General features: G+C 60.7%; 16 protein-coding genes and 1 tRNA gene. 9 read left to right on the top strand and 8 right to left on the bottom strand.

Annotated features, from left to right (window positions below; genetic code table 11):
- The first annotated feature begins 28 nt into the window (after positions 1–28).
- From ACTQV3_RS03655 to ACTQV3_RS03630, 6 genes are all read left to right on the top strand, one after another.
- Positions 29–427 (top strand): DUF956 family protein, encoded by a 399-nt coding sequence (locus tag ACTQV3_RS03655; RefSeq protein WP_117646410.1) that lies wholly within the window; start codon positions 29–31, stop codon positions 425–427.
- Between the two features lie 135 nt (positions 428–562).
- Positions 563–638, top strand: a tRNA-Arg gene (locus ACTQV3_RS03650).
- 510 nt (positions 639–1,148) lie between these two features.
- The gene (locus ACTQV3_RS03645) at positions 1,149–3,980 is read left to right on the top strand and encodes a DNA methyltransferase (RefSeq protein WP_441535752.1); all 2,832 of its coding nucleotides are present in this window, start codon (positions 1,149–1,151) and stop codon (positions 3,978–3,980) included.
- Complete coding sequence (locus ACTQV3_RS03640) at positions 3,977–4,420, top strand: hypothetical protein (protein ID WP_441067385.1); 444 nt, start codon at positions 3,977–3,979, stop codon at positions 4,418–4,420. Before ACTQV3_RS03645 ends, ACTQV3_RS03640 begins: the two co-directional genes overlap by 4 nt.
- Positions 4,413–6,182, top strand: coding sequence for a GmrSD restriction endonuclease domain-containing protein (locus ACTQV3_RS03635; protein ID WP_441067383.1), 1,770 nt, complete (start codon positions 4,413–4,415; stop codon positions 6,180–6,182). The genes ACTQV3_RS03640 and ACTQV3_RS03635 overlap by 8 nt, the downstream gene beginning before the upstream one ends.
- Before the next feature lie 24 nt (positions 6,183–6,206).
- Positions 6,207–7,124 (top strand): toll/interleukin-1 receptor domain-containing protein, encoded by a 918-nt coding sequence (locus ACTQV3_RS03630; RefSeq protein ID WP_441067381.1) that lies wholly within the window; start codon positions 6,207–6,209, stop codon positions 7,122–7,124.
- Positions 7,125–7,719: 595 nt separating this feature from the next.
- Here ACTQV3_RS03630 and pknB read toward each other — a convergent pair.
- The 7 genes from pknB to ACTQV3_RS03595 all read right to left on the bottom strand — a co-directional run bounded on the left by pknB (position 7,720) and on the right by ACTQV3_RS03595 (position 18,615).
- Positions 7,720–9,669 (bottom strand): Stk1 family PASTA domain-containing Ser/Thr kinase, encoded by a 1,950-nt coding sequence (gene pknB / locus ACTQV3_RS03625; RefSeq protein ID WP_427795137.1) that lies wholly within the window; start codon positions 9,667–9,669, stop codon positions 7,720–7,722.
- Positions 9,670–9,802: 133 nt separating this feature from the next.
- Entirely contained in the window at positions 9,803–12,673 is a 2,871-nt protein-coding gene (locus ACTQV3_RS03620; RefSeq protein ID WP_441067379.1) for an FtsW/RodA/SpoVE family cell cycle protein, read from the bottom strand.
- A 16-nt stretch (positions 12,674–12,689) separates the two neighbouring features.
- A complete protein-coding gene (locus tag ACTQV3_RS03615) occupies positions 12,690–14,468 on the bottom strand; it encodes a Stp1/IreP family PP2C-type Ser/Thr phosphatase (RefSeq protein ID WP_441535751.1) in 1,779 nt (592 codons plus the stop codon).
- On the bottom strand, positions 14,465–14,881 hold the full coding sequence (locus ACTQV3_RS03610) for an FHA domain-containing protein (RefSeq protein WP_055250779.1): 417 nt from the start codon (positions 14,879–14,881) through the stop codon (positions 14,465–14,467). Before ACTQV3_RS03610 ends, ACTQV3_RS03615 begins: the two co-directional genes overlap by 4 nt.
- A 6-nt stretch (positions 14,882–14,887) precedes the next feature.
- On the bottom strand, positions 14,888–15,895 hold the full coding sequence (locus tag ACTQV3_RS03605) for an FhaA domain-containing protein (RefSeq protein WP_427719325.1): 1,008 nt from the start codon (positions 15,893–15,895) through the stop codon (positions 14,888–14,890).
- The gene (locus ACTQV3_RS03600; protein WP_427794091.1) at positions 15,892–17,745 is read right to left on the bottom strand and encodes a serine/threonine-protein kinase; all 1,854 of its coding nucleotides are present in this window, start codon (positions 17,743–17,745) and stop codon (positions 15,892–15,894) included. Before ACTQV3_RS03600 ends, ACTQV3_RS03605 begins: the two co-directional genes overlap by 4 nt.
- A 144-nt stretch (positions 17,746–17,889) precedes the next feature.
- A complete protein-coding gene (locus ACTQV3_RS03595) occupies positions 17,890–18,615 on the bottom strand; it encodes a hypothetical protein (protein WP_427719328.1) in 726 nt (241 codons plus the stop codon).
- Positions 18,616–18,730: 115 nt separating this feature from the next.
- Between ACTQV3_RS03595 and dnaX the strand changes: the two genes are divergently transcribed.
- The 3 genes from dnaX (at position 18,731) to recR (ending at position 22,378) form a co-directional block, all read left to right on the top strand.
- Positions 18,731–21,226: a DNA polymerase III subunit gamma/tau gene (dnaX, locus tag ACTQV3_RS03590; protein WP_441067375.1), complete on the top strand. Its 2,496-nt coding sequence runs from the start codon at positions 18,731–18,733 to the stop codon at positions 21,224–21,226.
- Between the two features lie 221 nt (positions 21,227–21,447).
- Positions 21,448–21,768 carry a YbaB/EbfC family nucleoid-associated protein gene (locus tag ACTQV3_RS03585; protein WP_427719331.1) on the top strand — a complete coding sequence of 107 codons (321 nt, stop codon included), beginning with the start codon at positions 21,448–21,450 and terminating at the stop codon, positions 21,766–21,768.
- 13 nt (positions 21,769–21,781) lie between these two features.
- The gene (gene recR, locus ACTQV3_RS03580) at positions 21,782–22,378 is read left to right on the top strand and encodes a recombination mediator RecR (RefSeq protein WP_099432550.1); all 597 of its coding nucleotides are present in this window, start codon (positions 21,782–21,784) and stop codon (positions 22,376–22,378) included.
- A gap of 448 nt (positions 22,379–22,826) precedes the next feature.
- On the opposite strand, the gene ACTQV3_RS03575 is transcribed toward recR, so the two are convergent.
- Positions 22,827–23,267, bottom strand: a complete 441-nt coding sequence (locus tag ACTQV3_RS03575) for a GNAT family N-acetyltransferase (RefSeq protein ID WP_079268190.1) — start codon at positions 23,265–23,267, stop codon at positions 22,827–22,829.
- Positions 23,268–23,378 lie beyond the last annotated feature (111 nt).

Here is a 23,378-nt window from a genome sequence, read left to right as displayed (position 1 = left end):
ATTGTTTTATTTGGAGGGCGAGGCGCGCATGGCGCAATCTCAGAACAGCACGGTCGATCTGGCAACACCGGCAACCTGCCTGATGGGGCTTACCAGCCACGGTAACGTGATGGTGGGCAATAAGGCGTTCGAGTATTACAACGAGCGCAATCCCGAGGATTTTATTCAAATTCCGTGGGACGAGGTCGACTATATTGCCGCCGAGGTTTTGCGCGGCACTAAGAAGATCACGCGTTTTGCTATCTTTACCAAGGATAACGGCCATTTTACGTTTTCGACGCGCGACGACAAAGAGACGCTTCGTGCAGTTCGCAAGTACGTCGACGAGGATAAACTCGTGCGTTCGCCCGACTTTATCGATGTGACGGCCAAGGGCGCCAAGAGCATCCCCTCCGTTATCAAAAACCTCTTCCACAAAGGCAACTAGCTCCTCATAAGTTGCGGTGAAATAGTTCCTAAATACGGCTTTAGATGCTTCAGACAGGAACTATTCCACCGCAACTTCGAAGTCTAGTCATGCGACGTATGGCGATGCAGTAAATCTGCTACACTAGTACAACATGCCTCCGTAGCTCAGGGGATAGAGCACCGCTCTCCTAAAGCGGGTGTCGACGGTTCGAATCCGCCCGGGGGCACCAGAGGAACATCGAGCCCGGTACTGCTACGGTGCCGGGCTCTTCTGGTCTAAAGGCCGGATTCGGGCCGTCGACACCCGCGTCACCAATTTCCCCGCGGGGGAGTTTTCGAATCCGCCCGGGGGCACCAGAAAAACAGCAGGTCAGATGGTAAAAATTGTCTGACCTGTTTTTGGATAGATAGAGCGAAGTGGACGGTAGAGGGGTGCAAGAAAGCCCCATGACGACAACAGCTCATCTCCATATTTCACTCCGAATTTTCACACAAATGTCCGGTTCTCAAGGCTTCCCACTGCCTACAGGCTTATAAGAAGCCTTTCGGCCATGGAAGGCCTTGAGAATCTTGGGTGACATCGCAGCGGTATGGGCGAGTCTCCAGCGGCCCCGGCGTTTTCGGGTTTCATTCGGGATCCTCCGATGCCGTGGGCCTTTGAAAACTCGCCTCTTCCGTTCGCAGTACTGCCCTTACGCCTTAAAATTGTCCGGAAGAGACAACGACGCAGGAGGTCCGGTATGCCTGCCAGCAAGAAGGAGGCAAAGGAGTTCGTCAAACGGTGGAAGAAGCGCCTCGGTGCCATCCCCGCAGGCTCCAACAACGAGCAGCAGGATACGCAGAAGTTCTGGGTCGACCTGCTCATCAACGTCCTGGGCATCCCGTCCAACACCATAGACAGTTTCGTCGACTTCGAGCGGAAGGTGAGAGGCCGTCGCATCGACGTGTTCGTCTCCGACCACAACTTCCTGTGCGAGCAGAAGTCGTGGGGCATCGACCTCGACAAGCCCGAACCCAGGAACGGCGGCATGGAGACGCCGCTCCAGCAGGCCATGTGGTACGCGCGGCACCTGCCGTACTCCGAGCGCCCCCGCTGGGTGATGACGTGCAACTTCGGGACCTTCCGCCTCTACGACCTCGACAACGAGCGGCCCGAGGACACCGTGCAAGAGTTCTCCCTCGAAGAGCTCCAGGACAGCCTGTATCTCCTGTCTTTCCTGACCTCTAACGAGACGAGCCGCCTGCATAAGGAGCAGCAGCTCTCCGTCGAGGCCGGGGCCTACGTCTCCAGGCTCTACGATGCCCTCGCCAAGCAGTACCACCACATTGAGGAGAGGGACGAGCGGGCAAAAGAGGAGCAGCGCTCCCTCAACGTGCTCATCACCCGAATCATCTTCCTGCTCTACGCCGAGGACGCCGACCTCCTGCAATCGCATCAGGCGTTCGGCAGGTACTGCGAGGGGGACCCCGCGAAGCTCCGCCGCAAACTGGTCGAATTGTTTGAGACAATCGACACGCCTCTAGAGCAGAGGGACGAGTACATGGACGACGACCTCACAGCCTTCCCCTACGTGAACGGCGGTCTGTTCGCCGACTCCTCCATCATCGTCCCGCAGATGACCCCGGAGATCCTCGAGGCCATCACCGACGCGTCCCAGGACTTCGACTGGCACGAGATTTCGGGCGTCATCTTCGGCGGCGTGTTCGAGGGCACACTGAACCCCGAGACGCGCCACGCCGGGGGCATGCACTATACGAGCGTCGAGAACATTGAGCGCTGCCTCAGGCCGCTCTTCCTCGACGAGCTGTGGGATGAACTGCACGAGGCCGAGGGTGAGAGGACAGCTGCCAAGCGCAAGCAGACCCTGGCGAGGCTGCACGACAAGGTGGCCTCCATCACCATCGGCGACCCGGCATGCGGCTCGGGCAACTTCCTTACCGAGGCGTACCGGCAGCTGCGCACCATCGAGAACCGAATCATCGAAGACGAGCTCAGCGAGGAGACCGGCAACGCGGGGCAGACGTCCCTCGTCATTGCGCAGGGCAGTCCCGTCCGCGTCTCCCTCGACCAGCTGTATGGCATCGAGATAAACGATTTCGCCGTCTCGGTCGCAAAGACTGCCCTGTGGATCACCGAGGAGCAGATGCTGCGTAAGACGCAGGAGATATATGTCGGCTACGACTTCGACTTCCTGCCGCTCAGGAGCCTCAGCAACCTTCATGAGGGCAACGCCCTCAAGACCGATTGGTCCGAGGTGTTCCCCGATGACCTTACTTATCTTGTAGGCAACCCGCCGTTCCTGGGTGCTCGCAACCAGTCCAAGGAGCAGAAGGTAGAGCTTCTTGAGGTCTTCGACGGAGCGAAGAACGCAGGCAACATCGACTACTGCGGGGCCTGGTACATGAAGGCCGCGAGGTTCACGCAGGGAAAGCGTACGCGCTGCGCCCTGGTCTCTACCAACTCGATATGTCAGAGCGAGCAGGTCGCCAACCTCTGGAAACCCCTGCACGACCTGGGTATCCACATCGACTTCGCTCACAACACGTTCCGTTGGGACAACGAGGCGGCGGATAAGGCCCACGTGTTCTGCGTCATCGTGGGCTTCTCGCGGGAGAACTGCGAGAAGAGACTGTATGTCCACGGCACGCCCGATACGGCTGAAGTTAAGAAAGCCGCGAAGAGCATCAATGCATACCTTTCCGATGCTCCAGACGCATTTATTTGGAATCGGAATAAGCCTATTTGTGATGTTCCCAAAATCGGAATTGGAAACAAGCCCATTGACGGCGGCTTCTACCTGTTCGCCGATGAGGAGAAGACTGATTTCCTAAATAAAGAACCAGGAGCCGAGTCGTACTTTCACAGGTGGATTGGTTCCAGGGAATTCCTGCATGGTGAAAGCCGCTGGTGTCTCTATCTTGGAGACGCTACCTTTGCGGAGTTGAAGGAGCTTCCCCGCTGTCGTGAGCGCATCGAGGCTGTTCGCGAATATCGTTTGGCTAGTAAAAGCGTGCCAACTCGAAAGCTCGCAGACAGACCAGCTCATTTTCACGTTGAAAATATGCCGAAGGGGAACTCGATCGTGGTCCCCAAGGTATCATCCGAGCGTAGGCGTTATATCCCTATGGGTTTCGTGGGTCCAGAGACGCTCTGCAGTGACCTGGTGTTCCTTATCCCTAACGCCTCCCTCTATCACTTTGGCGTGCTTCAGTCTCAGTTTCACAATGCATGGATGCGCACGGTTGCAGGTCGTCTCAAATCTGATTACCGCTACTCGGGAGGCATCGTCTACAACAACTTCGTCTGGCCCGAGCCCACGGAATCCCAACGCGAGGAAGTCGAGCGTTGCGCCCAAGCCGTGCTCGACGCCCGGGATGCTCAAGAAGGTGCAACGCTCGCGGACATGTACGATCCCAAGAACGAGACGTTCTTCCCCGAGCTGATGGCAGCGCACGAGGCGCTCGACGCCGCCGTCGAAGCCGCCTATGGCGTCGACTTCGGTGGGGACGAGGAGAAGATAGTCGCCCATCTCTTCAACCTGTACGCCAAGAAGGTCGGTGATAGCGAATGATCCACCCCACGCGTTTCTCCCTGCCTGACGAGGAATACCTGACCCTTCTTGGGGAGGCGGTATACGTATTCAACTCGAACGTCTCCTTCTTTGTAGAGAATCTTATGCACGCCGGGGCTCCCAATTGGTATGAGCTTACCGACATGACGACGGGGCGGCTCAAGGACGAAGGAAAGAAATGGCTTGTGAACGAAGAGGATGTAAGAATCCTGGAACTGCTCTGTGATCTTGGAAATGAGAGGAACAGAATCATTCACAGTTTTCCGGTGACGCATGATGGGCGACAGGAGCTCCGAACGAAGGTTAAGGCCAAGGACGAAGAACGCCCCAACTATCAATACCAGATTGACCGTGAGCTGCTCTGCTCCTTCATCGACAGAAATCAAGAATTGAGCGACGAGTTATACAAATGTAGAGATAGGAATACCGCCAATGCCTAACTCCATCTATACCCCCATATCGCTAGAGGTTGGTAACATCCTGAAGGATGTTCAGACGGGCAAGATCGGCCTGCCCGATCTGCAACGACCCTTCGTGTGGGGAAACGAAAAGGTCCGTGATTTGCTTGATTCCATGCTCCGCGGATACCCTATCGGCTATGTGATGTTGTGGGACTCTCCGAGCGATAATGCGGGCAAGAAGTCTGCCATAGGCTCGAACCAAAAGGTGTATGCCGTTCCCAAGTCCCTTGTCATCGACGGGCAGCAGAGGCTCACTGCCCTCTTGAGCTCTCTGTACGGCGTACCCGTGCGAGACAAGAACTTCAGGGAGCGTACGGTGAAGATCGCCTACGACCCCATCGCACGCTCATTCAAGAATGCCGACGCCTCGACCGAGAGGGATTCGCACTATGTGCCGGACGTATCCGAGGCTTTTGCAGCGAACCACGACAACAAGCTGAGCGCCTATCGCAGAGCGTTCATCAAACGCCTTAACGAGGCGAATGCCAAAAAGGGCGAACCCGAGCTCGACGATGGCGGCGAGGATGCCGTCGAGAGTGGGCTCAACGCATTGCTCGGGCTTGAGCGTTATCTTCTGCCGACGCTGGAGATTTCCGAATCGGCGGACGAGGAGACCGTATCGGACATCTTTGTGCGTGTGAACTCGCAAGGGCAGGCGCTTAAGCAGGATGACTTCATCATGACCCTGCTTTCGGTCTACGAACCTGCCATGAGGGAGCGCATAGAGGAGTTCTGCGCCATGAGCCATGCGCCCGCAAAGGGCACCTCGTACAACCCGCTCATGACCGTCTCGCCGACGCATATCATTCGCGCCACGGTGGGCGTGGGGTTCAAGAGGGGTCGCCTGCGTTATGCCTACCAGATTCTTCGCGGGCGAGATCTCAAGACAAAGGAAACGACGCCCGAGACGAGGGCCGAGAACTTTGCCACGTTCGGTCGTGCTCTCGATCTCGTGCTTGACTTGAACAACTGGCACGCCTTCATCAACACGCTGGCGGAGGCGGGCTACGTCTGCTCCGACCAGGTGGGGTCGGGCAACGCGCTCATGTTCTGCTATGCGTTCTACCTTATCGGGCGCTATGAGTTCGACATGGAGCCACTGGCTGTGCGCGGGCTCGTGCGGCGCTGGTATTTCGCCGCAGCCATAACGGGGCTCTATGTGGGGTCCTTCGAATCCGAGTTCGAGCAGCAGCTTAACGACGTCTCGCGCCTTGATACTGCCGACGAGTTTCAGGCGTACTTCGACCGTAGGCTTGCCGCCATCATGACGGACGATTATTTCTCCATTACGCTGCCCAGCTCCCTTGATGCAAACGAGGCGACGGGTCCGACCTGGTGGGGCTTCGTCGCGGCTCAGGTTGTGCTCGGTGCCAAGGCACTGTTCAGCACGGCCCCTCTTTCTCAGCTGCTGCTTACCGGTTCGTCGGGCTCCAAGAAGGCCCTGGACAAGCACCATCTGTTCCCAGATAACTACCTGAGGGCCAAGGGTTACCTTTCGCAGCGCAGCAACCGAGGTAACTTCACCCTCGTTGACTACCAGAACAACATCTACATCTCGGATGACGCGCCGAGCGAGTACGTCAGGAGGTACCGTGAAGCCCTGGGCGAGGACGAATACCGCCGCAACTGCGAGGAACACGCCCTGCCCCTCGGGTTCGAAGAGCTTGATTACGAGGACTTCCTCGGTCAGCGCAGGAGGCTAATGGGTGAGTTCGTGAAGAGGGCATATGAGCGGCTGTAGATTACGGACTAGTCTTTGGGGGTCATGTTGACTAAGGTTTTCATATCCTACGCATGGGAAAGCGAAGAACACCTCGAATGGGTAAAGGCGCTGGCCAACCGCCTTCTGTCGGACGGGATCGATGCAGTCCTGGACCAATATGATCTCGAACTGGGTGACAGGTTGCCTCAGTTCATGGAGCAGTCGGTCAGATCATCGGACTATGTTCTTATTGTCTGCACCCCAGCATATAAGCAGAAGGCCGATGCGAGAATCGGTGGGGTTGGATACGAGGGCCATATCATCAGCGGAGAACTGTTCTCTGGGCATAATGAGAGGAAGTTTATCCCGGTAATAAAGGAAGGGGGCGTCGAGGAATGTCTCCCGACCTTCCTCAAGGGGAAATTGGCGGTCGACTTGGGCGATGGAGTCGAGTCTCGTGGCTATAACGATTTGCTTGCGACCCTTTATGGGGTCAAGAAGAAGCCGTCGGTTGCGCCCAAGCGCCGCATCGCTCAGACATCTTCGAAAAAACGCGAAGAAGAGGGCGAGGGCTCTGAGCCCATCAGAATTGTCGGTATTGTGGTCGATGAGGTGGGAGAACCGAGGAACGATGGAACGAGGGGGAGTGCCCTGTACGAAGTGCCATTCCGATTGTCGAGACGCCCCAGCTCTCTGTGGCGCGAGCTCTTCTTGAAGTCCTGGGACTTGCCGCCAAGATTTACCACCATGCATAGGCCCCATATCGCATCGGTCGTCGGCGACGAAATAATCCTTAATGGGACCACCGTCGAAGAAGTTAGGGACTATCACCGTGACACCCTCGTCTTGTGCGTGGAAGAAGCTAACAAACTTGAGGCCGAATATCTTGAGAGGGAACGGAAACGCCAAGCTCGCGAAGAGGCTGCTCGGTCAGCCTATCGAAAGAACGTCGAGGACGTTGCGGGGACGATAGACTTCTAGACCGGCTTCCATCGTAGGACCGCCATAACAATTGGCCTCGCGGCTGATGGGTCCCGCTTATGGGCGGGGCCCGCGACGCATGGCGCCGCTCTCGCTGCGGCTCCCTGGCAACGCTCCCCGGGGCCGCGTTTCGTCCGCCTCCGCTCACACCGGCCCCGTTCGCCGAGCGGCTTCGCTCGATGGCTTCCAGTAGTCGCCATCGCTCCTCCGTGGTCGCCGGGCGGGGGCCTCTCGCGCCGGGTCGCCGAGCGCCGTCGTGCGACGCCCCCTGTCGATCGCGTCTTCTCGGCGTCGGCTCAACCGGCGCTCTCCGAGTGCTCGGTCAGTCCCCTGCAGGCCATGTCGCGCTCGCCGGATTCGGGCCGTCGACACCCGCGTCACCGATTTCCCCGCGGGGGAGTTTTCGAATCCGCCTGGGGGCACCAGAGCAATATCGAGCCCGGTACCACTGCGGTACCGGGCTCTTCTGGTTTAAAGGCATACCGTAGTTTTCACTGCTTCGGATAAAGAAAGCGCCCGCTTGCTGGGGGAGCAAGCGGGCGCCTGTGAGCGAATATGTTTGTGGCATCAGCTGCTGTGGGCAATGTCTCGATGACTAGTTGGTCGTGCCGGAATCGTCGCCTGAATCGGTGCCAGAGCCAGAAATCGAAACCGTCAGCGTGATCGTGCTGTCGGTGGACTGCTTGCCAGTGGGGGAGACGCCCGTCACGGTGGCGTTTTCGTTACCACTCACGGGGTTGCCGTTCTGATCGCAGAATGCGATGTTGTAGAATCCGGCGTTGTTGAGCGCGGTGACGGCGGAGGAGATACTCTTGCCGTACAGGTTGCCCGGAACGTTTGCCTTGCCGGACTTCTTGGCGATGACGACGGTAATCGTGGCGCCGGGCTTTTGCTTACCGCTGGGGTTCCAGCTAATGACGGTGCCCTCGGTGACGGAATCGTTCTCCTGGTAGGTCACATCGACGCCGAAGCCGGCCATATCGAGGGCGTTGCGTGCCTGAGCCTCGGTCATGTCGGTCAGATCGGGAACGGAGGTGGTGTCGGGTCCACTCGAGACTTTGTACGAAATGGTCGTGCCCTTCTCGACTTCCTTGCCCGCATCGGTGCCCTGTTCAAAGACTTCGCCCTTTTCGGCCTCGTTGGCTTCCTCGGTGGCATTGCCCTTAAGGCCGACGCTTGCCAGCGCCGCCTCTGCCTGGTCCTTGGTCAGACCAACGAGCTGCGGGACATCAACCTTCTCGGAGGGCTTGGGACCCTTGGAGATTACCAGATTCACCTTGGTGCCCTTGGGCTTCTTGGTGTGACCGTTAGGAGTCTGCTCGACAACCTTTCCCTCGTCGACGTCGTCGTTGTAGCTCTGGTCAATGGTTCCGACGTCAAGGCCGGCATCCTTAATCAGTTCGACGGCGGTCTCCTGGTCCTTACCCAACACATCGGGAACCGGGACCTGCTCGCCGCCAAAGAGTCCGGTGGCAAAGGCCACGATGACGCCGATTACGGCTACCGCAGCAACTACGGCGGCGATGATCTTGTTCTTGTTGGATTTGGGCTGCTCGGTGGCGTAAGAGCCGGTTGAACCCGAGACGGAGCTGCGAGCGTTATTTTGTCCGCTCACGCCCGAGACGGGGCGTACCATGGCGCGCGTCTGGTCGGATAGCTCTCGGGTCTTGGTGGCACCCAGGTCGCCAACGGCGCCGATAACGCGCGTAGGCTCCGGCACGTTGACGGCGCGACCAGACAGGTAGCTGTTGAGCACCTGACGCAGCTCGTCGGCCGTCTGGAAACGGTTAGCCGGATCTTTTTCCATGCACTTGAGGATAATGCGCTCAAGATCGGCATCGACACCGGAGTTGATCTGGCTCGGCGGCACGGGCAGCTCGTTGACCTGCTTGAGTGCGACCGAGATGGCATCGTCGCCGTCGAAAGGCACGCGGCCGGTGGCGCACTCGTACATCACGACGCCCAGCGAGTAAATGTCCGAGGTGGGGCCTAGATCCTGCCCGCGGGTCTGCTCGGGGCTTACGTAGTGGGCGGTGCCCAAAACGTTGTTGTCCTGCGTAAGGTGGCTGTTCTTGGCGCGCGCGATGCCAAAGTCCATGACCTTGATGTTGCCGTCGGGCAGCACCATGATGTTCTGCGGCTTAATATCGCGGTGGATGATCTCGTGCTTGTGGGCGACCGAAAGTGCGGAGCTGATCTGCGAGCCGATCTGAGCGACCTTTTTGGGATCAAGGGCGCCGTGGCTCTTGATGCCGCTCTTAAGGTCGGTGCCGCGCAGGTATTCCATGACGATGTAATAGGTGTCGCCGTCCTTGCCCCAATCGTAGACGCCGACGATATAGGGGGAGGAGAGGCCGGCGGCTGCCTGGGCCTCCTGCTTAAAGCGTGCAGCAAAGGTGGCGTCGCCGGCATATTGCGGCAGCATGATTTTGATAGCTACCGTGCGGTCGAGGACCTGGTCCTGTGCACGGTAGACGGTCGCCATGCCGCCTGTCCCTACCTTATCCTTGAGGAGGTATCTTCCCCCGAGGACCCTCTGTTCCATTCCTGCTCCTAACATGACTATTCGCTCAACGATGTGTGTAGTACCAAATTTGAGGCCGCTGGGGCCGTGTGGCGCATTGCCGCTAGTGTTATCGGCCGCGGCACGCCCCATGCTTGCGCATCAATCACGGGCATCACGCTCCCTGGGCGGCAAGCGCCGCGGTCAGGACGATGCCGGCGATCTTTGCCGCCTCGACGTCGTGCTTGTCGTAATCCTCCAAGGCTACCGAGATGGCGACCGTGGGTGAATCGTAAGGCGCAAAACCGACGAACATCGAGTTGACCTTGGTGCCGACGATCTCGGCAGAGCCGGTCTTGCCGGCAACCTTGACGCCCGGAATCTGGGCATCGGTGCCGGTGCCGGATTGAACGACGTCGAGCATGGCCTGTTTGACCTGTTCGGCCGTGGTGGCGCTGACGGCCTGGCCCAGTGAGCGGGACTGCGTGGTCTTGACCACGGTTCCGTCTGGGGCGAGCACCTGGGCAACGAAGAACGGGTCCATGACGACGCCGCTGTTGGCGATGGCCGCCGCGATAACGGCGTTCTGCATGACGGTGGTCTGCGGACCCGGCGTGTGGTCCATGCCGACGGGCTGGCCGGCGCCGGCCCAGGCGAGCTCCCATTCCGTCATCACCGACGGGTCGGGCATGATGGAGGGCGTGGTGGAGAAGTCTTGGCCGAGCGACTGGCCAAACCCAAAGGCGTTCGCCTGGTTGACGAGCGTCTCGGCGCCGAGGTCGCGGGCCAGCTGGCCGTAGGCGACGTTGGACGACACGGCAAACGCGCGGCGGAGCGAGATGGTGCCGTAGCCGATGTCGTCGGCATTGGTGACGGCAGCGCCGCCGATCTCCATCTCGGCCGGAGCGCTATAGGTGGTGTCGAGCGTCGCTGCACCGGACTCGAGTGCCGCCGAAAGCGTGACGACCTTAAACGTGGAGCCCGGAGTATAGAGGGCGTCCATGGCGCGGTCGTACATAGAACTGTCCTCACCGCCGCCCGATTGCAGCAGGGCGTCGATGTTGGTGTTGTCGTAGGTGGGCGAGCTGGCGCATGCGAGCACCGCGCCAGTGCGCGGGTCCATGACCACAACGGCGCCCTTAAAGCCCTTGAGAGCCTGTTCGGCAGCCGTCTGGATGCGGGAGTCGATGGTGAGCTTGGCGGTGTTGCCCGGCTGGTTTTGGCCCGCGAGCGACGCGATGGCGTTGTTCCAGCTGGAGTAATCCTTGGAACCGGTGAGCGTGTCGTTCATCACGCTCTCGATGCCGGCGGTACCGTACTGCTGGCTCACATAGCCAACCACATGGGCGGCCAGGTTGCCGTTAGGGTAGGAGCGTACGTAGGTGCCGTCCTCCTGTTGCAGCGATTCGGCCAGCGTCACGCCGTCGGACGTGATGATGGAGCCGCGCTGGATGTACTTGGAACGGGCGATGGTGTGATTGTTGGTCGGCATATCCTGGTAATCCTTGGCCTTGATGACCTGGACATAGGTGAGGTTGCCGATGAGGATGGCGAACAGGGCCGTAAAGGCAAACACCGCGCGGGTTAGGCGGTTAGCGAGCGCCACGCGGCCGAGCACGCCAGATTCGGGCGTATCGAGCAGGCGACGACGCATGCGCGAGCCGGTGGAGTGGCTGCCACGGCCGTAGGAAGACGAAGAAGCGAAGCGCGTGCCGGCATGCGCCGCGGCAGAAGCGACCTGGTCGTCAGTGATGGCGGCCATGGTGCCGGTACCGGTGAGCTCGGCTTCGCGACCGGTGGCCTCATCGCCGGCGCGCAGCAAAAGCGCGACAATGATAAAGCTCGCCAGCAGCGAGGAGCCGCCCTGGCTCATAAAGGGCAGGGTGACGCCGGTCAGCGGAATCAGGCGGGTAACGCCGCCAACGATCAAGAAGGCCTGGAAGCTAATGGCGGCCGTGAGGCCCGTGGCGCTAAATGCGGCAAGGTCGGACTTAGCGCGGGCGGCCGTGGTCAGGCCTCGCACGGCAAAGAGCATAAACAGGACGAGTACGGCGCCGCCGCCCAAAAGGCCCATTTCCTCGCCGATGGCCGAGAAAATGAAGTCGGACTCGACGACGGGGATGTTATTGGCCATGCCATTACCGATGCCAACGCCGATAAGACCGCCGTCAGCCAACGAGAAAAGGGATTGCACAATCTGGTAGCCCTGGCCCTGGGCATCCTTAAAGGGGTCGGCCCAGATCTGGAAACGTACCTGGACATGCGACAGGAACTTGTAGGCGCCCACGGCACCCACTGCCAAAAGCGCAAGGCCGATGACGACATACGAGAAACGTCCCGTGGCGACGTAGAGCATCAGCAAGAAGATGGTGTAGAACAGCACGGCGGAGCCCAAGTCGCGCTCGAAGACAACGACCAGAAGGCATACACCCCACACAGCGAACAGCGGTAACAGCAGGCGCAGGCGCGGGACCTTGAGGCCCAAGATCTTACGATTGGAGATGGAGAGTAGCTCGCGGTTCTCGGCTAGGTATCCGGCCAAGAACAATACGATAAAAATCTTGGCGAACTCGCCGGGCTGGATGGTGAAGCCGGCGATGCGAATCCACAGCTTGGAGCCCGAAATGGTGGTGCCGATAAAGATGGGCAGCATCAGCAAGATGATGCCGATGATGCCAAAGGTGTACTTGTAGCGCATGACCACATCGAGATTCTTGATCATCGCGAGCGTGCCCACCATCAGTGCCACCGAGACAAACAGAATGACGAGCTGCGAGATGGCGAGGGCGGGTGCCAGACGCGTTACGAACGTGATGCCGATGCCCGAAAGCACAAAGACGATGGGAAGGATGGCCGGATCGGCACCGGGCGCCAGGATGCGCACGGCGATATGCGCCGCGGCGAAGGCGGCAAAAAGACCGATCGGCACGGCGAGCGTTTCAAACGAGATGGAAGCGCCTGCGGTGAGCACGTACATCGCATACAGCAGGATGACGGGGAACGCCGAGGCGATGAGCAAGAGCATTTCGGTGTTGCGGCGACTCATAAGCGGCACTCCCTTTCTAATTCTTATCGGAGGCTTCGGCCTCGGCGGACTGTTCGGCGGTTTTTTCGGAATTCGATTTGGAAGTCGATTCCTGGTCGGTGTTGTCGCGAATCGTTTGCGCGTCGATCACCTGGCGGGTCTGTTCCTCATCGATCTGATGACGGTACTTGGAGATAGTGTCCTGCGCGTCGTCGACACTCGTTTGCGGAATGCCTGCTTTCAGACGATTCTGCGTGTCTTCGGGTAGGTCGGATAGCTTGATGGCGGTCGTGCTCTCGAGCCAGTGCAGCTTAAGGCCGAGCGGCTTGCCGGGAATGCCCCGGTAGACCGCGACGGTGTCCTTGTAGGTGCCCAGGTAATACGAGCCGGTGACGCCCGCGTAGGCCCAGATGGCTGCCGCCAGCACAAAAGCGATGCCCAGGATGGCGGCAATGGTGACGTTGCGGCGGCGAACACGCTTCGCCTCGCGCATGACGCCGTCGTCGACCAGGTCCACAACGACTACCGTCACGTTGTCGTGGCCGCCGGCAGCGAGCGCGGCGTCCACCAGGTTGTCGACGCAAATCTGCGCCGTAGACGATTGCGTGGCGATGTTTTCGATTTCGCTATCGGGAATCATGCTCGAAAGGCCGTCCGAGCACAGGATCAGGCGGTCGCCCTCTTCGATGTGCAGGGTAAAGTGGTCGGCATACATGGCGGGGTCCGAACCCAGCGCACGTGTGATAACCGAGCGGTTGGGATGGACGCGCGCCTCGTCGGCCGTAATTTCGCCAGCGTCCACGAGCTCCTCCACATAGGAGTGGTCGCGGGTCACGCGGATGAGCGTGCCCTCGTGGAGCAGGTAGGCGCGCGAGTCGCCCACGTGGGCGATGGCGAGCATGTCGTTTTCGATATAGGCGCAGGTCGCCGTGCAGCCCATACCGGGCTTGCCCAGGCCGTTGAGTGCGGCCTCGATGACGGCGGCGTTGGCAGCTTCGACGGCTGCGGCTAGGCGCGCGGCGTCGGCAGCCTGTGGCGCCGTCTTGGCGATGGTCTCGACCGCGATGGATGAGGCTACCTCGCCGGCGGCGTGACCACCCATGCCGTCGCACACGCAAAATAGCGGCGACTGTACCAGGTAGGAGTCCTCGTTGTGCGGACGCACGCAGCCAACATCGGAGCGGGCGCCCCACATGAGTTGCGTGGTGGTGCCGGCATCGTAGGTCGAATCGGTCTCGATGCGCTCGTCGGCCAGCGGCTCAAAACTCATGGTCGAACCAGGGTCCTTGAGCTTGGCCTCCACGGCGGCGACATCAATCTCGGCCGTGTCGCCGGGCGAGACGGCGTTGGCCTCGTTGCTCGGGTCGTCGACTTTAGACGTGGCGGGCACTTCGGTTGTGTTGTCGGCAGGCTCTTCGTCTTGCGGGGCGACGGCTGCGGGCTCGGGCGCTGCGGTGGGTGCTGGAACTACGGGAAACACCGGTGCCGTGGGCTCGGGGGCCAAAAACACCGCGGCGCTCTCATCGATTGCCGCGGCGACAGACTCGGCAAAGTGGGCCGGCGCAGGTGTAGTTTCCGGTGCCGAAGGTTGATCGGCAACGGCGTGCGCGCCGATGGGGGCATCGGTGGAATTATCTTCATCCTGGCCATCGATGGGCATTGGATGGTCTTGCGTTACATGCGAAAGAGGCAGGGAGAACACGGTGTCCTCGGGCTCCACGGGCGCAGGGCCCGCCGGGGCGGCATGAGCCGGCACGGCGGCGGGGGCAGCCAGTGCCTCGGACATGGTTGCGGACTTGTTCTCCTCGTCGATCATCGACGGTTCACCTTCATGACCACGTCGCCAATCTGGACTTCGTCGCCCTCGCGCAGCGTTGCGGGCTCCACCAGCTGGCGGCCGTTAACAAGGGTGCCGTTGAGCGAGTTGAGGTCCTCGATAATAAGTGCCGGGCCCTGCAGCGAAAAACGCGCATGCGAGGCAGAGACAAACGGCTCGTTGATGCAGATGTCAGATGACGGCGAACGACCGACGATGACGGGGCCAAGCATATCCACGTGAATACCGCGGATGCCGCGCGGGCCCTTGTCCACATCGATCGTCCAGATGGCAGAGTCGCGGCGCTGGCCGCGCACGAGCCCCACGCCGGTCTTCATGACGGCGAACAAGAAGATATAAAGCAGGACGACCAGTACGATGCGGCCTGCAAAAAGGACGATATCGATGTTCATAAGCGATTAACCCCTAAATTCAAAGGTGCTCAGGCCAAACGTTAGCAGATCGCCGTTGCGCAGCGGGCAGCGCGTGATGCGGCGGTTGTTGACGAGCGTGCCGTTGGTGGAGTTGAGGTCCTCGATCGACCAGTCAGAGCCGGTAAAGGTGAGCTGGGCATGACGGCGCGACACGTTGGGGTCGCGCAGGGCGATGTCGGATACCGAGCGCTCACGACCGATGGTCACCTGCGCGGAGGTGATGTTGTGGCTCTCGCCGCTCACGACGTCGACGAGTTGGGCGAGCGGACGCTGCGGGGCGCGGGGGCTTGCCATGTTGGAGGCGATGCTGGTCGCAGCGCCAAGGCCCACGGCGGCGCCAGTGGCAGCCGCTCCGCCCATACCGGCAAGTGCGTCGCGCGAGACGGTTTGCGGCACAGGGATGGGGGCTGCGGGATCGGGGACATTGGGTGCAAAGGGGTCGGCCACAGCGAGCGGGTCGGGAGTGGCAGCGCGGGGTGTCGGCTGCTGCTGGGGCATGGCGGCCGGGTGTTGCTGCGGCGATGCAAACTGCTGCTGACCGGCGCGGGGGGCGCTTGCGGCACGGCTTGTGGCCGAGCTGTTCTGTCCCAGGCCATTTTGATAGGCGCGCTCTTCCTCGTACAGACGGCCGAGCGTGGGAGCGTCGACGTTCTCGGCAAAGACCGAGAACTTGCCGGCGCGCAGCTGAGGGTCGATCATAAAGCGAACAAGGGGCTCGCCGACAAAGACGTAGCGGCGTTTTTCGGCCTGCGCCTTCACAAACTCGCGCACCTCGCGCGAAAGCTCGGGATAGAACGGGGCAAGCATGGGATCGTCATCGGTGGCGATCAGGATGGTATAGAGCGCCGGCGCGGTGTTGACGCCGTTGATCACCAGAGTTTGATCCTCCATGTCGCGAGCAGCCTGCTTGGCAAGCTTCTTAAAGGAGAACGGGGCACGGGTGGCACCGAAGATGCCGGCCACGTGGTCCTCGAAGATGTTCAGGAAGTTCACGAAAGATCACTCTCCGTATAGGTTCTTTGGTATCCGAGCAAATACAGGCATATCCCAACGATTATAGAGGATAGGATTCCCGCAACCGCCGCCTTGGCGACGACCGTGCCCGCAAGGCTGGCAATTTCCATATGGTGTGCAAGACAAAACGATACGGCCGAGCCGATACCGGCGACGGCAATTGCGACGATGGCGGCGAGGTTTGACCCCTGCTCGGCGCGCTTGGCATGGGCATTGAGCAGCAGCGACGTTGCCGCGGCTGCTGCTGCGATCAGTGCGAAGGCGGCCCAGAGGAACGCGTCGCCCAGCGCTGCGGCGACATTGCCAAGCCCCAGCACGCCTCCCGTAGGGAGGGCAGCTGCGGCCAGGCGGGCAAAAAGCGCGCCTATACCCGTGGCGGCAGCGGCGCTTGCCGGGCCGAGCCAAAACGCCGCGAAGCCCGCGGCGGCCCCGGCGGCAAGGATGGCGTCGCCGGTTAGACAACCTAGCGCAAGCGCGCAGGTGAGTGCCGCGCTCGCGGCCGCTTCGGTGCGTCCCCAGGCAATCCACCATCCAGACATGGCGGCGGCAAAAATGACCGCGACCGGCAGCATCGACAGGATGCCCTGCGCCTGCATGGTGGCGTTGGCCATGAGCACCAAAAAGCCCACGGCCGAGATAGCCGAGCCGATCTGCGGCGCCAAGCCTGCCGCCGCGCCAATAGCGATGGCCGCGGCGACCAGCCCGGGAAGCGCCGCGACGCCCGCTGTCTGCATAAGCAAAAAGCTGAAGGTTGCACACGTTAGCGCCGAGATACCGCGCATGGTGTAATCGCGCGCGCAGCTCCAGCGCGTGCCCGCCCAACCGAGCGCGGGGTCGACTTCGATGGCGTTATCCTCGTAAGGCAGCGACTCCATATCGTCTGCCGCGTGCTCGTCGTCCGAAAGCTCGCTTACCATCTGCTCCAAGCTGCGACGGCCTTCGCGCACGCTCCCCAAGCCGGCAAGGAGTTGGTCGCAGAATGCCTCGATGCTATCGGGGCGGTCTTGCGGCATAGGGGAGAGGGCGCTCATGAGCGCTGCCTCGGCTCCCGGGGGAAAGTGCGGGATCAGCTCGCTGGGATAGGTGGCGCCGCCGATGATGCGGTCGAGCGAGTCGGCAGGCGTTGCCGCCATAAAGGGGGCGCTGCCGCACAGGCCCTCGTAGATCACGCAGGCAAGGGCAAAGACATCGGCGCGCTCGTCGACCGTGCCGGTCTCGATATCGAGCTGTTCGGGCGGCATGTAGCCGATGGTGCCGCCGCGCGATCCGCCAAAGCCGCCGGCAGATGACAGCCGCGCCATGCCAAAGTCGGTGAGCTTTACATTGCCCGAGTGGTCAATGAGCACATTGGCGGGCTTTATGTCCAGATGAAGCACGCCGTTTGCATGGGCAAAGGTGAGCGCCTGACCCAACGCGTCGGCAATGGTCGCTGCCTCGTCAAAGGTGAGCGAGTGGCCGTCCACGCGATGCAAAAACTCGGCCAGCGACATGCCGTCGACATACTCCATGACCAGGTAGGCATAGGCGGTGTCATGCGTAAAGTCGATAACCTGCACGATATTGGGATGTTGAAGCATGGCGGCGGTATGTGCCTCGCGCAGTACATCCATGATGTCGCTGGCGGGCATGCCGGAGCCGTTGATAAGAGGGATGCGCTTAATGGCCACGCGACGGCGCAGGTGCGTGTCGCGGCAAATCTCGATGGAGCCAAAACCGCCGGTCGCAAGCGTCTCGAGCGGCTGGTACCGCTTGAGCAGCTCGCGAGAGCTGGTGCCCTCCAAAGGGACGTCCGGCGAGAACCGGGCGGTATGTTGCGAGAAAAGCGGCATGGCCAACCCTCGTGCGTTTAAAGTTCGTTTGCGAGCGGCGGGCGCGGTGCCGAGCCATTCGCGGTGGCATAGATGCTGCTAGTGTAGCACGCTCTGGTGCATGGGGAGGATAGCGGGATGCGAGGCTGCCTGTCTGACTTGGCCTTAGCGCTTCTTCTTGCCCTTCTTCTGCTTGCACTGCTTGCCCTTGTTGTCCTGGGGCTTGTCTGCCTTGTCTCCCTGCTTGGCCTCGGCTGCAGCCTTCTCGGCCTTCATTTTCTTCTTCTTGGTCTCGATGCGGAGCTTTTTGTTGATGCGCGCCTTAAGGAAGGAGCCAAACTGCTCGGCGTCGCCGCGAACAAAGGTGTCCTTGGGGATCGTCACGCCCTGGTCTGCGAACATGGCAACAAAGATGCGCTCGCCGTCGAGTACGTGGTCGAGCTTCTCAAACGGGAAGAACTGCGACTTGCCGCTCTTGCCCCAAACCATCAAGCCGTCCTCGTTGGCGGCGACGCGGCGATAGCGGCCACCCATGGACTTGTCGGCCTCGACGGCGTCGATAAAGTCGCGGGCGAGCGTGTGGTGCAGGTTTTTGCTCCACCAGGCCAAAAAGGCGCCGAACACGATCAGGACGACGCCAAACTTGATCCAGTTGCCGCCGGCCACCAACATGCCGATGCCGAGCAGCGCGGCAATTGCCGCGGCGACATACAGCGAGCCGCGACGCCTGGGCGAGGCGACCAAGCGGGCGAAGTCGGTGACGAGGTCGTTTTCGTACTGATACTCGTTGAGGTACAGGATGCCGTCGTCGGCTGCTGCCTGTTTCTCGAGCGCGACCTCGACCTGGTCGGCTGCTTCGGAGGGAACGAGGTTGCTCTCTGCGTCTGCCATGCTCTTTGGACTCCTATCGCGGCGGGCTCGCCGTACGGGTTATTATGAGTGCAGTATGCCGTGCGACCGCATGGCCGTCGCGGCAACAAGACTCAGTATACCCGGGGGAGCACCCATGGAATCGTTGTACCGAAAGTATCGCCCGCTCACCTTCGACTCCGTGGTGGGCCAGCAGCATATCGTCTCGACGCTCGAGCACGCCATCACCGAGGGACGCCTGTCCCACGCGTACCTGTTCTGCGGACCGCGCGGCACGGGCAAGACCACCATGGCGCGCATTCTGGCCAAGGCGCTGCTGTGCCGCAATGCCGAGGCGGCGCGCGCCGAGGGCGCAAGCGGCTGCATGCCCGACGGCACTTGCGAAGAGTGCGAGCTCATCGCCGAGGGCAACCACCCCGATGTCTACGAGCTCGATGCCGCAAGCCGTACGGGCGTGGACAATGTGCGCGAGGAGATCATCAACTCCGTTAACTTTGCCCCGGTGCGTGGCAAGTACAAGATCTATATTATCGACGAGGTCCATATGCTCACGACGGCGGCGTTTAACGCGCTGCTCAAGACGCTCGAGGAGCCGCCGGCGCACGTGATCTTTGTGTTGTGCACCACCGATCCGCAAAAGATTCTGGAGACCATCCTCTCGCGCTGCCAGCGCTTCGATTTCCACCGCATCGGCAACGAGGATATCGAGCATCGCCTGTCCTACGTGTGCGAGCAGGAGGGCTTCGATTACGACGACGAGGCGCTGGCCATCGTGGCGCGCCATGCCAAGGGCGGCATGCGCGACGCGCTTTCCACGCTGGAGCAGCTGAGCGTTTTTGGCAACGGCGCCGTGCATGCGGACGATGCCCGCTCGCTTTTGGGCGAGGTTTCGGACCAGATCCTGGGCGAGTTTGCCCGCGCCATCGCCGAGCGTGATATTGCTGAACTCTATGGGCTCATTCGCGCACAGGTCGAGGAGGGCAATGACCTGCTTGAGCTGACGCGCGACCTGGTGGCGCACGTGCGCGACGTGTATGTGGCCTGCGTTGCCGGTACCCGTGCCGAGCTGTTTGAGGGCGGGGCCGAGCAGGCTGAGGCGCTTGCTGCCGAGGCTGCTGCCTTTGGCGGGCATCCGGCCGACCGTCTGGCCCGCGTGCTGACAGTGCTCGACGATGCCGCGTTGGAGATGAGGGGTGCGAGCGACGTGCGCCTGGTGCTCGAGATCGCCTGCACGCGCCTGGCACGTCCCGAGGCCGATCTGACCATTGAGGCCCTGGCCGAGCGCGTGGCACGCTTGGAGGCCATGGTCGCCAACGCCGCGGTGCCGGCGAGCGTGGCTGCTGCTGGTGCTGCGCCTGCGGCTGTCGCGGCTGCACCTGTGGCGACACAACAACCGACGCTGATTTCGGGTGCCCGAGCTGCTGCCCCTGTGGCATCCGCCGCTCCCACTGCTACGCCCGCGCGCCAGGGCGGCATGCCTTGGGATCGCGGCGCCGCCACTCCGGCGGCCCAGCCCGCTCCGGCCCCCAAGCCCGCTGCGCCTGCGCCTCAGCCTGCCCCGGCTCCGATGCCCCAGCCCACCGCCGCTTCGGCTCCCGTACCTGCCGCTGCGCCGGCGCCTAAGCCCCAGCCCAACACTGCCGCTCAGGTTGCTGCCGCCGGCGCCGCCGAGACCCCTGCGGTCGAGGATGCCGGCGAGCTCCAGCGCAAATGGGTCGAGGTCGTCGAGCGCGTCAAGGCCCAACAACCTTCTTATGCGGCTCTCCTGTTGAACGCTCGCGCTACGGCAGACGATGGTTCTAAGCTCACGGTCTCGTTCCCTACGGCATTTGCTATCAAGATGCTCGGGCGTGCTGATACACAGGCGGTGTTTTTGCCGACAGTCAGTGCGGTCTTCGGTCGTCGCACCGTCGACTATGTCCTGGATGGGGGTGTCAGGCCGGCTCCTCAACATGAGGAGCTTTCTCCATCTGCACGGGCTGCGGCATCTGCGGACCCGCAACCCGTGTCCTCGGCGGCCCCTGCATCCTTGAGCGCCAGCGCGACGCAGCCAAAAGCGGCACCGGTAGCGGCACCGATCCCGTCGGTGACTGAACCCGCCGTGCCCAAACCGGCTGCTCCGATCCCCGCGTCCAAGCCCGCTGCCGCGCCTGCACCCAAGTCATCCGACCTGGCCAAGGCCCCTTGGCTGCGCTCCGACAACCCTGCCGGTGCTCCTGCCACGGGCAAGCTCCCGACCGAGCCCGCGCCCCGAGCGCCCGAGTGCGCGTCTGCTCCCAAGATTCAGCCGTCTGTGCAGGCTGCGCCATGGGAATCCGAGCAGGTACCCTACGACGACGCCATGGTCGGCGGCTTCGCCGGCGATGCGAGCGGGGAAGATCTTCCTCCGTTCGACGTGCCTGCCGCGGCGCCTGCGCCCAGCCCTGCCGCTTCGGCCGCAGCTCCCGCGGCTGCGACGTCCGCTCCTGCAAGTGACGACGCCCTCGCTGCCCCTTGGGAGTCCAGCCCCGGTGCTGGCAGTCCTTTCGGTCACCAGGGCGCAGCCCCGGGCATCCCGCAGACCGAGGACGAGGCCAAAGCCCTCATACGTAGTGTCTTTGGCCAGTCCACCATCTTCAAGCCGGTGGAGTAACTATGCGGGCGGGTGTATACGCCGAGTTGTGAGACCTTGCATAATTCGACCTTGCATAGTCTTGGGCGGCGCGTCACGCTAGAGGACATGTACATCGACTGAGTTAGCGCGACCGCCCCGCTCGTTTGCCCCGCGCCGTGGTACGATTTTTGAGTTTGAAAGTCCCGCCGTGCCCGGCTGCCCTTGCAGCTTGTCGCGCGACCACACGTAAAGGAGCCATCATGGCCGGTATGAACATGCAGCAGATGATGAAGCAGGCCCGCAAGATGCAGGAGCAGCTTGCCGCCGCGCAGGAGAACCTCAAGTCCCAGACCGTCGACGCCTCTGCCGGCGGCGGCATGGTCAAGGTGACCGTTAACGGCGAGATGGAGCTCGTCAACCTTACCATCGACCCCGATGCGCTCGATCCCGAGGACGTCGATATGCTGCAGGACATGATTATGGCTGCCGTCAACGAGGCCGTCCGCGGCGTCAACGAGCTCGCCAACAAGCAGATGGGCGCCATCGCCGGCGGCCTCAACATCCCGGGCATGCCGTTCTAAGACGCGCACATATATGAGTGCCAACCATAGTCTGCAAAAACTGCTCGATGAGCTGGGCCGTCTGCCGGGCATTGGCCCCAAATCGGCCCAGCGCATCGCCTACTACCTGCTCGAGGCCGACGCCGAGGAGGCGCGCCGCCTGGCCGAGGCCATTCTAGAGGTTAAGCAGGAAGTGCATTTTTGCAGCCGCTGCTTTAATTACGCCACCGCTGACGAGTGCTCCATCTGCCAAGACTCGATGCGCGACACCACCCGCATCTGCGTGGTGGGTGAGCCGCGCGATGTCCAGGCGATTGAGCGCACGGGCAGCTACCACGGCCTCTACCACGTGCTGGGCGGCGTGATCAGCCCCATGGACAAGATCGGCCCCGAGCAGCTGCACATCCGCGAGTTGCTGGCGCGCTTGGGCCACGAGGACATCCACGAGGTCATTATCGCCACCAACCCCAACATTGAGGGCGAGACCACGGCGAGCTACCTTGCCCGCACCATCAAGCCTCTGGGCGTCGAGGTGTCGCGTCTGGCGAGCGGCCTGCCCGTGGGAGGCGACCTGGAGTATGCTGACGAGCTTACGCTCGGCCGTGCTATCGAGGCCCGTCGTGCGATCTAGGCGGCGTCAGCTCCGCGGCATGTCCCGTCGGCCTGCCGCACGGGGCGCTCATAATTGGGCACGCGTTCATGCATTTGTTGCGCAACAAACCTGCTTTTCATCCGCTTATCGCGTGGATGGGTCCACTCGCACCTCGTATTTGCCCATTCGTTGCACAACCTTTTGGGTTCGCTGATACACTCAAATGTGGATATGAAAGAATGCGCCGCTTTAGCGGGGTGTTCGTAAGACAGTTAAATAGGCAAAAGGCGTGACGAAAGTGATCACGCCTTTTTTCATGTAAGGATAGCCGCATAGCGGCGCAAGGGATGGATCCCCTTGTACGGAACGCAGTGACGCACCCCAGATATTCAGGGGGCCGAGCTGTTCGGTCTCGCAGAGCGCACATACGGGTTTAACCCGTATAGAAGTGCGCCCTTAGTATCAGTTCGACAAATCTTAATTTGACTTACTTCTTCACTCTTTTTGATAAATGAAGTTCATTATCATCTACATATCCAAGTTTATTATATACAGTTTGTGCAACAAGATTTTCTTGTCCTGTTAGAAGTTCATATTTGTCAAGTGGATAATTCTTACTGCAATAAGCCTCTGCAAAAGTAATCATCTCACTCGCTAAGCCTCTTTTTCTGTATGCTGGTTTAACATACACTTCTGTAATTTCAGGCATATATTCATCATAGCAGAACGATTTTTTAAGCTGAACACAAACAAATCCAACTAACATATCATCTTCATCAGCAACGATAACAACTTCCTGTTTATTATTCATAAGGGAATTTCTAATATTGTCTATGCTTGTATCGCCCTCACCATTAAATTCGTTGTTTAAGATGTTTAATTGCTCCGCATCATTTACAGTTGCTATTCTTACCATTACAACCTCCATAAATTATTATCTATTCGACCTATTCAAGTTTATCGGTCTGTTTAATCATATACATACGGCTTCAATTTATACAAGAACAGTCCCGGCAGACATTACTGCCGGGACTGAAAC

It is taken from the genome of Collinsella sp. LCP19S3_A7, assembly GCF_052121995.1.
GTDB lineage: Bacteria > Actinomycetota > Coriobacteriia > Coriobacteriales > Coriobacteriaceae > Collinsella.
This window is presented reverse-complemented; position numbering and strand designations above follow the sequence as displayed.

Coding starts and splice junctions, on each gene's coding strand:
- dnaX (WP_441067375.1), top strand. CDS start 18,731: ATGGAATCGTTGTACCGAAAGTATCGCCCGCTCACCTTCGACTCCGTG.
- ACTQV3_RS03645 (WP_441535752.1), top strand. CDS start 1,149: ATGCCTGCCAGCAAGAAGGAGGCAAAGGAGTTCGTCAAACGGTGGAAG.
- ACTQV3_RS03575 (WP_079268190.1), bottom strand. CDS start 23,267: ATGGAGGTTGTAATGGTAAGAATAGCAACTGTAAATGATGCGGAGCAA.
- ACTQV3_RS03615 (WP_441535751.1), bottom strand. CDS start 14,468: ATGATCGACGAGGAGAACAAGTCCGCAACCATGTCCGAGGCACTGGCT.
- ACTQV3_RS03655 (WP_117646410.1), top strand. CDS start 29: ATGGCGCAATCTCAGAACAGCACGGTCGATCTGGCAACACCGGCAACC.
- ACTQV3_RS03595 (WP_427719328.1), bottom strand. CDS start 18,615: ATGGCAGACGCAGAGAGCAACCTCGTTCCCTCCGAAGCAGCCGACCAG.
- ACTQV3_RS03620 (WP_441067379.1), bottom strand. CDS start 12,673: ATGAGTCGCCGCAACACCGAAATGCTCTTGCTCATCGCCTCGGCGTTC.
- ACTQV3_RS03600 (WP_427794091.1), bottom strand. CDS start 17,745: ATGCCGCTTTTCTCGCAACATACCGCCCGGTTCTCGCCGGACGTCCCT.
- ACTQV3_RS03635 (WP_441067383.1), top strand. CDS start 4,413: ATGCCTAACTCCATCTATACCCCCATATCGCTAGAGGTTGGTAACATC.
- recR (WP_099432550.1), top strand. CDS start 21,782: ATGAGTGCCAACCATAGTCTGCAAAAACTGCTCGATGAGCTGGGCCGT.
- ACTQV3_RS03585 (WP_427719331.1), top strand. CDS start 21,448: ATGGCCGGTATGAACATGCAGCAGATGATGAAGCAGGCCCGCAAGATG.
- pknB (WP_427795137.1), bottom strand. CDS start 9,669: ATGGAACAGAGGGTCCTCGGGGGAAGATACCTCCTCAAGGATAAGGTA.
- ACTQV3_RS03630 (WP_441067381.1), top strand. CDS start 6,207: ATGTTGACTAAGGTTTTCATATCCTACGCATGGGAAAGCGAAGAACAC.
- ACTQV3_RS03640 (WP_441067385.1), top strand. CDS start 3,977: ATGATCCACCCCACGCGTTTCTCCCTGCCTGACGAGGAATACCTGACC.
- ACTQV3_RS03610 (WP_055250779.1), bottom strand. CDS start 14,881: ATGAACATCGATATCGTCCTTTTTGCAGGCCGCATCGTACTGGTCGTC.